We start from the raw sequence: 12,101 nt of genomic DNA on the forward strand, positions 1-12,101 counted from the left end.
TTAAACAAACGGCATAAATGCCAAAGCCACCCATAAATATGGATGGCCTGGCATTATTAACTAAAAACCGAACTTTAAAACTTGTAAGACACAGTTGTTAAAAACTGCGTAGGCGGTATTGGCGTAACGCTATAGTTATCATGTATCAGATAATTGAAAGTATTTGTCACGTTTGAGACTTGCGCCAGGATCGAGAACTTTTTATAGCTGTAACCTGCAGAAAGATCAAGCGTGGCAAAACCACCAACAGGCAATAAGCGGCTGTAGTTTTGTGTTTGCCCAACAGTATTATTGTAGCCCGCTAGACGCTTGCCGGTATAAAAGCTCGACGCTCCAAATTTGAATCCTCGCAAGGCACCGTCATAAAACGTGTAGAATAATGATGCGTTAGCGGTATTGCGAGGGTTTATTACAATTTGCTCGCCGTTGATGGGCGAACCGGTTAAGCCCGATGAATTGGTATAACGGGCAAAGTTGTAACCATAACCCATTATGAAATAAAAGTTCCGCGACAGGTTACCGTTCACATCTATCTCCAAACCATCGCTGGTAGTCTCACCGTTTAACATCCTGAAGGCGATATTATTTGGATTAGTTACCGCAAGGTTGCTGTTTCTGATGCGATATACACTCGCGTTAACAGACAATTTGCCATTCAAAAATTCGTTTTTCACGCCTGCTTCGTACTGATTAACGATAGACGGATCTAAGCCCCGGCCGCTAATATCTGTACCAGTGTTGAATATAAAGTTGTTGCTGTAAGTAGCGTAAACAGATGTTGTGGGTATGGGCTGATAAATTAATGCCACCTTAGGTGAATAAGCCCTGTCATATTTGGTTGGAGCGGTACCATTTATACTTTTCGACTTTTGCAATGAGTCGATAGTGGTTTGATAGGTTTGCTGCCACGACCAGCGCACACCTGCCAATACCTTAAACTTTGGCGTAATAGTGATCAAATCCTGGATATACGAACCGAAGCGATAAACCGGCGAATGGGTAAGTGTGGTAGCTAAGGCATCCGGCATGTCTGTGCGGGCGGCAAATTTTGTCAGGTCGATAATGTTGATCTTATCATAAGCATAAGACGCTATCTGTGTACCATTTACCGTATAGGCTTTACTTAAATTTACCACCTTTGCCACATCTGTGCCTATTAATAACTGGTGGCCAAGAAAGCCTGTATGGAAGCGGCCATTCAAATTTAACTGACCGGTATAATTGTTTTCTTTTGTATGCGCACGTTGCAGGCCACGGTTCCAGTCGCCATTTGCGGCAACGTTGTTTGGCAAGCTTGAGCCATAAGAGTCAATCTCTGTGCTTTGCGTTGATATAATGGCGTTTAATTTCCAAGTATCGCTAAACGAGTGATTCAGAGTGGCCATACCACTGTATTGATTCATGCGGCTATACGCCCAACTGGTATTGATAAACTGGTTGCGCGGCACCATGGTTGGGATTGCCTGGCCCAGATTAAGAGAACCCACACCCCAGTCTGGTGTAAGGTTAGATTTCAGGTAGTCACCCTCAATTAGTAGGGTGGTACTTTTGCCCAGATTAAACAATAGCGACGGGTTTACATAAACACGTTCTGTTTTCACATGATCGCGGTAGCTGCCGTCATTTTCATATACGCCGATTGTTCGGAAGGCCACATTTTTAGAGATAGGCCCATAGACATCGATAACAGGCTTGTAGAAGTTATAGCTGCCGGCGCGCATTGATAACTCGCCGCCAAAATCAAACTTAGGTTTTTTGGTTACCATGTTAATGATCACCCCGCCCGATACATTGCCATACATCAAAGCCGATGTACCTTTCAAAATCTCAACCGACTCTAAAGTAGCAGCTTCGGGGAAACCTGCCGTATTTGTCAACACGCCATTTTTAAATATGCTGCCGCTGCCACCACCTATACCAATGCTGTAACCACGCGCTGTAAAGGTTTCGCCAACGCCGCCGCGTTGTTGCGTAAGAGTTACACCGCTGACGTTGCGCACGGCATCGCCAAGGCGGTTAATTTGCTGGTCTTGTATTACCTGGCTGGTTACTACTCCCGCGCTCTGCGGAAGGTCTAGAGGCCGTATGCCTGCCTTATCGAACGTTACCTTGGTGCTGTTTAAAGTCTTCGCTGAGCGGATAGTAACTTCGTTTAATTGCGAAGCCGTTTCAGAAAGCATGAAATTAACTGTCGCTGTTTTTCCTGCGGCTACAATTACTGTGCCCGCCTCTGTAGCGCTGCCTACAAATGTTGCTCTAACCGTATATGTGCCTGGTTTTACATTCTGAAAGATAAACGTTCCGTTAGCCTCTGTGGCCGTCGCCTTGTTTAATTCGATGATTGTAACTGTTACATCGGCGGCAGGCTTGCCATCTTTAGTTGTAACGATACCGGCAATTTTGCCGGTATTTTTTTCGGCGTCGTTACCGCCGATATTCGCGGCAAATGCAGTTCCCGCCAGTAGTAAAAATAGTATTAGAAAGGTAAATGATCTGAAATTATCGTAGATGTATCGCATTGTGTTTATTTAGATTAATTCTAAGCGCAAAGGTAAACGCAAATTCTTTGTTTTCAAGAATTATTTAGAATTAGTATAAATAGCTTGTGTAAGGGATTACTTACCGGAACGGGATTTAGATTTAGCCTCTTTATTTCCCGCCAGGGCAATATTAATCCAATATTGCAGGTCATCATCGCTGTCCATTGCTTCGGGGGCCAGTGTCAGCCACCCTTTGTTGAGCGGCTTGCCATTCATAATAAAACGGCTGGCGCCGTGTTTTTTGACTACCTCTTCCGTTTGGTTGGGCAAACAGCGCTGCATTACATTACCACGGCTGGTTACATTTATGCACATTTTACCATCAACCATAAAACACAAACCACCCATCATCTCGCGTTCGGTTACATTTTTAGTTCGTGATAACAGATGGCGTATACGCTCTGCAAGGTATTGATCGTAAGGCATTCCTGGGAAGTTTGGTGCCTAAGATACTGTCTTTTCAGATGGCAACATCATGATCGCGGCGCGGGTCTTCAGGCAATATCTCCAGTTCGGGATAGTGAACATATTTGGCATACCATTGTATTGCCGAGACGATATCCAGCGCATCTTCGGGCGTAATATTAACGGTCTCAAATGCGTACAACTTATCCTTCACATAACCGTAAAGTTGTATTTCGTTTGTATCGGCATCAAATGGTTCTTCGTCCACACAAAAAACCCTTACTCTCAGGCTCGTGTCGCGCGAGTGTATCACATCGCGACAAGGATCTTTGGGGTCTGTGGCCAACAGATATACGTTGTGGTCCATATTTACAGGTATAAACTTATTCGCCTTTTTCAACAACCTCGTGGTTAACTACCCTGTCATTACGGCGGCTCGCCACGTTAAAAGTTCCGCCCAGGAACAGTAAGATTATTCCGGTATATACAGGCCATTGAAATGATCTTGTTCCGCCTTTAGTAACAGTTACAGCTTTACTGTCTGTAGCAGATCCTTCTGTTTTATAAAAGAAACCTCCGGCTATGATGAGCACCAGGCCCACAACAATTAGCACTATACTTACTCGTCTCATAATAATCGGTTTATGAGTATAACGCATTATCGCTCGCGCGGTTTTATAGTTTGTTAACTGCTTTTTTACATCGCAAATACAAATAAGGTCGTTGCCTTTAAATTTGATAGCTATTTTCGCTCAAAATAAATCAGCATGTCATTACAGATTGGCCAGCCGGCCCCGCAGTTTACCTTAGTATCGTCAGAACTTAAAGAAGTTTCGTTAGCAGATTTTAAAGGCCATAAAGTGGTGATCCATTTCTTTCCGATGGCATTCACAGGTACATGCACAGAACAGTTGTGCACTATGCGCGATAATTTTGGTTATTATGAAGATTTGGATGCGCAAGTCCTGGGGATTTCTGTCGATTCGCCGTTTACACTGGCTAAGTTTAAAGAAGAAAATGGTTACCAATTTCCATTACTTTCCGACTTTAATAAGACAGCATCTGCTAATTATGGCGCTTTATACGATGAATTTGTTTTTGGTTTAAAAGGTGTGTCTAAGCGCGCGGCATTTGTGATAGATGAAGATCAAACCATTGTTTATGCCGAGGTTTTAGAATCTGCCGGCGATTTGCCAAACTTTAAAGCAATAGCCCTTGCGGTTAAGTAGTTTGAAATATTTTATGCAAAAATAAAATTATATGCTATTTTTGCATTCCGTTTTAGAAATCGTTGTCTTTTAACGATTTTTTGAGCAAAGGATTGGACCTGTAGCTTAATTGGATAGAGCACCTGACTACGGATCAGGAGGTTAGGGGTTCGACTCCCTTCAGGTCCACATTTAAAGATCAAGCCTTTCCGTTACTGCAGAAAGGCTTTTTAAATTTAATAAGGATGCTAAACATTGTATTGTTTGGCCCGCCGGGCGCCGGTAAGGGTACTCAATCTCACAACATTATAGATAAGTTTGGCTTGATTCACCTTTCAACCGGTGATCTATTAAGGCATGAAATTGCCGCAGGGACCGAACTTGGCCTTGAAGCAAAAAAACTAATGGACCAGGGTTTATTGGTTCCCGATGAAGTTGTTATCGGCATGATCAGTAATAAACTCGATGCTAATAAAGGCGCCAAAGGCTTTATTTTCGATGGCTTCCCGCGCACTGTTGCACAAGCCGAAGCACTTGACCGCTTGTTGAAAAGCAAGCATTCTAAGATCCATGGCATGATCGCGTTGGAAGTCAACGCCGAGGAATTAGAAAAACGCTTATTGCACCGTGGCAAAGACAGCGGCAGGCCTGATGACGCGAATCCCGAGATCATTCGCAAGCGTATACGCGAGTACAATAGCAAAACTGCAATTGTTGCAGACCATTACAAATCGCACGACAAGTATCACCAGATAAATGGCATAGGCACCATAGAAGAGATTTTTGAGAACATTCAAAAAGTGATCAAAAGCTTCTAAAGCAATTTCGAAATTCGAATGTTCAATTTCGAATTTATTATAGTTGCAGATTAAATTGCATGTGTGGCTTAAGCTCAATTTAATTACATCTAATATATTCATCGGCTTCGATCAAGATTAAATTCAAAATTGAAATTCCGAAATCCGATATAAAAACAATGTCTCAAGGTTCAAATTTTGTTGATTATGTAAAGATATGCTGCCGCTCTGGCCATGGCGGGGCAGGCTCTGCACATTTGCACCGCGACAAACACACAGCCAAGGGTGGCCCCGATGGCGGCGACGGCGGTCGCGGGGGACACGTTACCATTAAAGGCAACGCCCAGCTTTGGACACTTTTACACCTTAAATACCGTAAGCATGTGATAGCCGGTGACGGCGACCGTGGCGGCAGTGCCTTGCGCAGCGGCAAAACCGGCCGCGACGAAATACTGGAAGTGCCGCTTGGCACTATCGCTAAAAATGCAGAGACCGGGGAAACCGTTTTTGAGATAACCGAAGATGGCGAGACCAAGATTCTTACTCCGGGAGGCCGCGGCGGTTTAGGTAACTGGCACTTTAAAAGCAGCACTATGCAAACGCCGCGCTTTGCCCAGCCCGGCGAAGACGGACAGGAAGTGTGGAACATACTTGAGTTGAAGTTATTGGCAGATGTTGGCCTGGTGGGCTTTCCTAATGCCGGGAAATCTACACTGTTATCCGTTGTATCAGCCGCTAAGCCTGAGATCGCCGACTATGCCTTTACTACCATTGTGCCCAACCTGGGGATAGTTGCTTATCGCGACAACCGATCCTTTGTAATGGCGGATATCCCGGGAATTATTGAAGGTGCCTCGCAAGGCAAAGGTTTGGGGTTCCGTTTCCTGAGACATATCGAGCGTAACTCAGTATTGTTATTCATGATTCCTGCCGATACCAATCGTACACTCAAGGAAGAGTACGCCATTTTGCTGAATGAGCTGGAGCAATACAACCCGGAGTTGATCCATAAGCCACGCGTATTGGCCATCACCAAGTCAGACTTATTGGACGATGAACTATTAGCCGAAATGAAACTGGAATTACCGCAAGATATTCCCTCAGTTTTCATATCATCCATCGCTCAAAAAGGTATCCCCGAATTGAAAGATCTGCTGTGGAAAGAGATCAACGCGCCGGCGTGACCCATCGATTCTTAAAAGGCACTTAGATATAACAGAGAAGCCGCTTGATGAGCGGCTTTTTTGTTTGTCAAATCATACGGCTTGTATTAATACCTGTCAACGCTAAAGTCGGACATGCCGCCACTAATGTTTATATAGATGCGTTTTTTGGCGTTCGCAAAACCGGGCGTCTCGTAATGGTTGTCAGACGTTTTGGTAAAACCATTAAACTTATTGTCAGACAAGCCGGTGCTGCTGGTAATGCTGCAGGCTGCTCCGTTTGGTACTGATATTTTTATGTCAGACACTCCGGAAGACACATTCACGTTAGTGTCAGATTCAACAGGGGTGCCGAATTTCACGGCAAAAGATGCTGCGCCGCCGCTAAGCCTGAAATTGCGGATCTTAAATTTAGTTAGATCAAAGTTAAGATCGGTAGCACCTGCTTTAAGGTTAACATCCCATAACGGGGCACTATTCAGTTTAAATATGGTTGTGTTGGCTTTATCGTTATCATCTCCCCAGTGGAAATTCTGGTGGTGGCTGTTTTTCATCCGGAAATTGACAACTGTTGAACTGTCTTCTTTACGAGTTTCCATCTCATAACGGTTAGCGTTGCCATTTACGTTGGCAGTAAACAGTTGAGATGTGGTATCTGATAACTGGAACCTGTTGCCGCCGCCGCTTATTTCTAACCTGGCAGATTTCGCATCAGCCGCAAATGGCACATGATAAAAACTACTACCCGACACCTGCACCAAACCTTTTGCATTGGTGGTGTCAGAATCGTTATCGTCATCATCGTCCAGGTTATAATCTCGGCCAACATGAAATTCAGGGAAGAAGGAATAGTTGTCGCCAAAATGACCCAATAGAATAAGCGCGATACCTGCAACTGTAACTGTAATTTTCAGTACAGATGCCCATACACTACGGTTGTTGGCAAAAATGAGGTTGATACCGCCTATCACTAAGAATATTGGCCACAGGTGGATGATATTGCTCCAGCGAATTGCCGGCAAAAAGCCAAAGTTTTTTAACAGTAAGAATACGCCTATTACAAGCAGTATAAGTCCGGGGGTTAATCTATCTTTTTTCATGGTTTAGGTTCTGTAGGGTTTTCACTAACCGGGTTGGCATCGGCATTATTATCATCTTTTAACGGATCAGATGCGGGTGTCTCAGTCGCAGGCGGATGAGGTACCGGCTTCCATGGTTCAAAATGCGCTGGCTGCGGCTGGTTGCGGTGCGAGAAGATCAGCACCAAACCTACAACGACTAGTATAAGCGGCCACCAATCTTCAAAATCCCAATCAGGGATGATCTTAAACTGGTCGAGCAGAAAGCCTGCACCCAGCATGATCATGATCAATCCCCCAATAAGTGCGCCCGTGCTCGGGTTCTTTTTGTTACGGATAAATGGTGGCTGCTGATAAGCAGGCGCGTTATCCTGGAAACCGCTGCCGGTGTAAGGCGGAATAGGCGAATCTGAATTTGGTATCCGCGCTAAACCCTTTTTAGGCAACACGATCCAAAGCACAATATAAATGAGCACGCCGCCCCCCTTAAGTAAAAGACACAGCAAAAATATCACCCTGATGATAGACACATCTATATCAAAGTATTCTGAAAGGCCGGCACAGACACCCGCTACCACCTTTCTGAATTCGTCGCGATAAAGTTTCTTTTCCATTGTTGTAAGTTTAAGTATTTTATTGTTGGCCAAAAAGCGGCGTTATGGTTATTTCGTCAACATTTGCGCCGGCACTCATGTTGTAAATCGTTGTAACCGCAGCCGCGATATCTTCGGGCAGTACAAATTTGCTTTTGTCTGTAGCCACGCTATCCCAAGATGAGGTTAGCGTAGATCCCGGTACTACCGCGGTCACTTTAACTCCATATTGCTGCATTTCGAGCCTCATTATATGACTAAGACTTAGTGTCGATGCTTTTGTTACAGTGTACATACCTGCATTGATAACAGGATGTAATGCCGCTATAGATGAAATATTGAAAATATGCCGTAAACCCGATCCTTTCGCCTTTTTACCGAAGTAACGGTACAACTCATAAGCCGGGCGCAGGTTAGCGCTGATGAGTGTATCAAAAGCGTCTTCGCTGTCATCAAGAATAGAGGTCGGTATGAAAATGCCCAGGTTGTTAACCAGCACATTAATTTCGCCAAGGTGCTGCTCTGCATCTGCCGCGAATTTTAAAAGTTGGATCTTATTTGCAGCATCAGTCTGGGAAGTAAAAACCTTAATCCCGGGAGCAATTTCAATCAATGCGGAGCGCGTTCTTTCCAAATCTTCACTATTGCGCGAACAAATTGCGAGGTTTAATCCTTGTTTAGCCAAAGCGAAAGCTATTGCCCTGCCAATACCTTTTGTGGCGCCTGTAATAACGGCGTTTTTCATGCTTTAAAAATAGTATAATTGTGTGTAGCCCTAACGGCTATTTAAATGTATTTTTAACATATATCGCCTATAAAAATGTTTACAGCCCTTGGAAAATATTTAATGCTGATGCGCCTCAGTTTCAGGCGTCCTGAAAAATTTAAGGTGTATTGGAGTGAAATTATGCGCGAGATGGTTTCAGTGGGCATAGGGTCGCTGGGAATTATCAGTATCATTTCAATATTTATCGGCGCAGCCACAACTATCCAGGTAGCATTTCAGTTAGCGAGTCCACTGGTATCCCCAAGTATTGCGGGTACTATTTCCCGCGACTCAAACATCCTGGAATTTAGCCCTACCATTTCTGCATTGGTGCTTGCCGGCCGTGTAGGTTCGAGCATGGCATCGCAGATTGGCACCATGCGTGTAACGGAGCAGATAGATGCGTTGGAAATTATGGGGGTAAATGCTCCTGGTTACCTTATATCGCCGAAGATCATTGCAGGTGTAACTATGTTTCCCATTCTGGTTATCGCGGCAATATGTTTAGGTATTACCGGCGGTTATATCGCCTGTCTGGTATCGGGCGATATTTCACCAACAGACTATGTTACCGGTTTACGCGATGGGTTCAACGGTTTAACTATCCGTGTTGCCTTGGTTAAAGCTACTGTATTTGGTTTCTTGATAGCATCCATATGTTCCTATCAGGGCTTTTACACATCGGGCGGCGCGTTAGAGGTTGGCCAGTCTGCAACTAAGGGCGTTGTATACAGCTGCGTTATGGTTTTATTTGCCGACCTGGTGATAACCCGTGCCATGTTATGATCGAAATCACTGACATCTATAAAACCTTTGGTGAAAACGAAGTGCTTAAAGGCATATCAGCAACATTTCATCCGGGGAAAAACAACCTCATTATTGGTGGCTCCGGATCTGGTAAAACAACCTTGTTGAAATGTATAGTGGGCCTGCATGAGCCTACAAAAGGCAAGGTGATCTTTGACAGCGAAAACTTTACCGATATGGATTTTGAGCAGCGCGTGCCGATTAGAAAGCAGATAGGCATGCTGTTCCAAAATTCGGCATTGTTTGATTCCATGACGGTTGAAGAGAACATCATGTTCCCGCTAAACCTGTTTACAGACATGTCGGCCAAAGAAAAGTTAGATCGTGCTAATTTTTGTCTTGAACGGGTAAACCTGAAGGAGAAAAACAAACTCTACCCGTCGGAACTTTCGGGTGGCATGAAAAAGCGTGTAGGTATTGCCCGTGCTATATCTATGGAACCTAAATATCTATTTGTGGATGAACCCAATTCAGGCCTGGACCCGCAAACGTCAATCGTAATTGATGAGTTGATCAACGAGATCACCCGCGAATACAAGATCACAACCGTAATGGTTACCCACGATATGAATTCTGTTATGGGCATTGGCGATCATATTATATTTCTGCATCAGGGAAAAAAATGGTGGGAAGGCACCAATAAAGAAATCGCCCACACTGACAACCAGGAATTGAATGACTTTGTATTCGCCAGCAAGTTTACCCAGGCGGCGAAAGAGAAGCTATAATTAGTTCATAGTTGATGGCTGTCTGTTGCCGGTATCATTGTTTTTAAGATGTTATCTTTGCAAGCAATTGGTTTTCTGACAACGGAAAACTTATAACTAAAAACTGAATGATCGCGCTCCTCACCCCCCAACATTGGAAAGATTACGAACTAATTGACTGCGGGGACTTTGAAAAACTGGAGCGTTTCGGTGATGCGATTCTGATACGCCCTGAACCGCAGGCGGTTTGGGCAAAGGTATTGCCCGAAAAAGAATGGCAGCGACTGCATACCATAAAATTTAAGGGCCGTTCTGCAACCAGCGGCGAATGGATCAAGAAAGACAAAAACGCTGCTGACCGCTGGCATATCGATTACAAGAATAACGACGTTGCCATTAAATTCCGCTTAGGGCTCACTTCGTTCAAGCACGTAGGCATCTTCCCTGAGCAGGCGGTAAACTGGGACTATATCTCTGAGCGTGTACGGTCGTTCAAAACAGAAAGTCCAAAAGTATTAAACTTATTTGCTTACACAGGCGGCGCATCATTGATAGCACGGGCTGCCGGGGCAGACACAACTCACGTCGACTCTATCCGCCAGGTGGTTACCTGGGCAAACGAGAACCAGGACATATCCGGTCTGGATAACATTCGCTGGGTTGTAGAAGACGCTTTAAAGTTCGTAAAACGCGAACTAAAACGCGGTAAAAAGTATAACGGAATTATACTGGATCCGCCCGCTTATGGCCACGGACCTAATGGCGAAAAATGGAAACTGGAAGATCACATCAGCGAAATGATGCAGGACGTAGTGCAGCTTTTAGACCCTGATGAACACTTCCTGATCTTGAATACCTACTCGCTGGGGTTTTCGTCTGTTATAGTTGAGAACCTCATTAAAAGCGCTTATCCGCAAGTGCAAAACCTGCAAACGGGCGAACTATACCTGCAGGCCACGTCCGGAATAAAGCTGCCGTTAGGCGTGTTTGGGAAGTTTTATAAAAATCGATAATTCTATCCCTGCCGATAGCTATCAAGAGAGGAGCCAGACTAACGATTGTGGTCTTTACCGACCGTCGAAACTTACCATCCACTGAATGCCGAACTTATCTGTCAGCATGCCAAAGTATGATCCCCAAAATTGAGTTGACATAGGCACAGTAACATTTGCACCATCTGATAAGGCATTAAATAATTGATCAGCCTCTTCTTTACTTTCTGTTCCGATGCTTAAATTGATATTGTTGCCCGGATTAAGTTTATGCCCCATGTTTTCCAGCGCGTCGGTACCCATTAAGATGTTACCATTTTTTAGGTCGAGCGAAATGTGCATTAACTTATCTCTGTCTTCCGGTTTTACCCTGTTGGCTTCTGGCGTGTCTTTGTACGGAAGCGACATCACTATTGTACCGTTAAAAACAGCGCGGTAAAAATCAAATGCTTCTTTGCTATTACCTGCAAAGTTGAGGTATGGATTAATTACTTTCATTCGTCTGATTTTCTAAAACGTTTTTCAAATTATTAAGGCCAATTTGAAGATCGCCGCCCACCATCTTTTCCATATTTAAAAACAGCAGCATAAAATTCATAGGATATTTCATTTTGCTGTCGAAAGCCCACCGAACTAATGTTTGGTTAGGGTCGGTGCTTATGGTGCTCATTTGTGCGTTTGCAAAACCCTCAAACGGCTTTATGAAGTGGATGCGGGTATCTACCGTTTGATTTTCCGTAAGCCCTGTGATCTCCTGTTCGCCTTTGCCAACGTTTTTGTCTTTGCTATCCCACGCCGACCTGAAACCAATGGTACCGTCGGTGCCATAATAATCCTTTTGCATGTTGGGGTCCATCATTACCCACTTGCTGTAATTATCCTGATTCTTGAGATATTTTACATAATCATAAACCGCAGTGACGTCTCTATTAATTGAAACTTCACGCTGCACGCTGTAATCGCATTTTACAAAAATGGCAATGATAAATACCAGAATTATCAATGCGGCAATGATGCCTAGTATGCCTAAAACTATGCTCATTA

General features: G+C 44.2%; 15 protein-coding genes and 1 tRNA gene. 7 read left to right on the forward strand and 9 right to left on the reverse strand.

Annotation, left to right across the window (positions count from 1 at the left end):
• Positions 1-74: 74 nt before the first annotated feature.
• From GO620_RS13390 to GO620_RS13405, 4 genes are all read right to left on the reverse strand, one after another.
• Positions 75-2,519: a TonB-dependent receptor gene (locus GO620_RS13390; protein ID WP_157526880.1), complete on the reverse strand. Its 2,445-nt coding sequence runs from the start codon at positions 2,517-2,519 to the stop codon at positions 75-77.
• Positions 2,520-2,615: 96 nt separating this feature from the next.
• The gene (locus GO620_RS13395) at positions 2,616-2,966 is read right to left on the reverse strand and encodes a TfoX/Sxy family protein (RefSeq protein WP_157526879.1); all 351 of its coding nucleotides are present in this window, start codon (positions 2,964-2,966) and stop codon (positions 2,616-2,618) included.
• A 34-nt stretch (positions 2,967-3,000) separates the two neighbouring features.
• The gene (locus GO620_RS13400) at positions 3,001-3,312 is read right to left on the reverse strand and encodes a hypothetical protein (RefSeq protein WP_200230121.1); all 312 of its coding nucleotides are present in this window, start codon (positions 3,310-3,312) and stop codon (positions 3,001-3,003) included.
• Between the two features lie 16 nt (positions 3,313-3,328).
• Positions 3,329-3,577, reverse strand: a complete 249-nt coding sequence (locus tag GO620_RS13405; protein WP_157526877.1) for a hypothetical protein — start codon at positions 3,575-3,577, stop codon at positions 3,329-3,331.
• A 135-nt stretch (positions 3,578-3,712) separates the two neighbouring features.
• Here GO620_RS13405 and GO620_RS13410 point away from each other — a divergent pair, with 135 nt between their 5' ends.
• The 4 genes from GO620_RS13410 (at position 3,713) to obgE (ending at position 6,134) form a co-directional block, all read left to right on the forward strand.
• Positions 3,713-4,174, forward strand: coding sequence for a redoxin domain-containing protein (locus tag GO620_RS13410; protein ID WP_157526876.1), 462 nt, complete (start codon positions 3,713-3,715; stop codon positions 4,172-4,174).
• Between the two features lie 94 nt (positions 4,175-4,268).
• A tRNA-Arg gene (locus GO620_RS13415) sits at positions 4,269-4,342 on the forward strand.
• 56 nt (positions 4,343-4,398) lie between these two features.
• The gene (locus tag GO620_RS13420; protein ID WP_157526875.1) at positions 4,399-4,971 is read left to right on the forward strand and encodes an adenylate kinase; all 573 of its coding nucleotides are present in this window, start codon (positions 4,399-4,401) and stop codon (positions 4,969-4,971) included.
• A gap of 158 nt (positions 4,972-5,129) precedes the next feature.
• A complete protein-coding gene (gene obgE, locus GO620_RS13425) occupies positions 5,130-6,134 on the forward strand; it encodes a GTPase ObgE (protein WP_157526874.1) in 1,005 nt (334 codons plus the stop codon).
• A gap of 86 nt (positions 6,135-6,220) precedes the next feature.
• Here the strand turns inward: obgE and GO620_RS13430 are convergent, their stop codons facing one another.
• The 3 genes from GO620_RS13430 to GO620_RS13440 are packed head-to-tail and all read right to left on the reverse strand — an operon-like array spanning position 6,221 to position 8,530.
• A complete protein-coding gene (locus GO620_RS13430) occupies positions 6,221-7,213 on the reverse strand; it encodes a LiaF transmembrane domain-containing protein (RefSeq protein ID WP_157526873.1) in 993 nt (330 codons plus the stop codon).
• Positions 7,210-7,806 carry a PspC domain-containing protein gene (locus GO620_RS13435; RefSeq protein ID WP_157526872.1) on the reverse strand — a complete coding sequence of 199 codons (597 nt, stop codon included), beginning with the start codon at positions 7,804-7,806 and terminating at the stop codon, positions 7,210-7,212. The genes GO620_RS13430 and GO620_RS13435 overlap by 4 nt, the downstream gene beginning before the upstream one ends.
• 19 nt (positions 7,807-7,825) lie before the next feature.
• Positions 7,826-8,530: an SDR family oxidoreductase gene (locus GO620_RS13440; RefSeq protein WP_157526871.1), complete on the reverse strand. Its 705-nt coding sequence runs from the start codon at positions 8,528-8,530 to the stop codon at positions 7,826-7,828.
• A gap of 75 nt (positions 8,531-8,605) precedes the next feature.
• Here GO620_RS13440 and GO620_RS13445 point away from each other — a divergent pair, with 75 nt between their 5' ends.
• The 3 genes from GO620_RS13445 to GO620_RS13455 all read left to right on the forward strand — a co-directional run bounded on the left by GO620_RS13445 (position 8,606) and on the right by GO620_RS13455 (position 11,078).
• Positions 8,606-9,337, forward strand: a complete 732-nt coding sequence (locus GO620_RS13445; RefSeq protein ID WP_157526870.1) for an MlaE family ABC transporter permease — start codon at positions 8,606-8,608, stop codon at positions 9,335-9,337.
• Positions 9,334-10,086: an ABC transporter ATP-binding protein gene (locus GO620_RS13450; RefSeq protein WP_157526869.1), complete on the forward strand. Its 753-nt coding sequence runs from the start codon at positions 9,334-9,336 to the stop codon at positions 10,084-10,086. The genes GO620_RS13445 and GO620_RS13450 overlap by 4 nt, the downstream gene beginning before the upstream one ends.
• Before the next feature lie 107 nt (positions 10,087-10,193).
• Positions 10,194-11,078 carry a class I SAM-dependent methyltransferase gene (locus GO620_RS13455; RefSeq protein ID WP_157526868.1) on the forward strand — a complete coding sequence of 295 codons (885 nt, stop codon included), beginning with the start codon at positions 10,194-10,196 and terminating at the stop codon, positions 11,076-11,078.
• Positions 11,079-11,132: 54 nt separating this feature from the next.
• Here the strand turns inward: GO620_RS13455 and GO620_RS13460 are convergent, their stop codons facing one another.
• Together GO620_RS13460 and GO620_RS13465 are read right to left on the reverse strand one after the other, a co-directional pair.
• The gene (locus GO620_RS13460) at positions 11,133-11,555 is read right to left on the reverse strand and encodes a VOC family protein (protein ID WP_157526867.1); all 423 of its coding nucleotides are present in this window, start codon (positions 11,553-11,555) and stop codon (positions 11,133-11,135) included.
• Entirely contained in the window at positions 11,542-12,099 is a 558-nt protein-coding gene (locus GO620_RS13465; RefSeq protein ID WP_157526866.1) for an SRPBCC family protein, read from the reverse strand. Before GO620_RS13465 ends, GO620_RS13460 begins: the two co-directional genes overlap by 14 nt.
• Between the last annotated feature and the right edge of the window lie 2 nt (positions 12,100-12,101).

The organism is Mucilaginibacter ginkgonis (assembly GCF_009754905.2).
Taxonomy (GTDB): domain Bacteria; phylum Bacteroidota; class Bacteroidia; order Sphingobacteriales; family Sphingobacteriaceae; genus Mucilaginibacter; species Mucilaginibacter ginkgonis.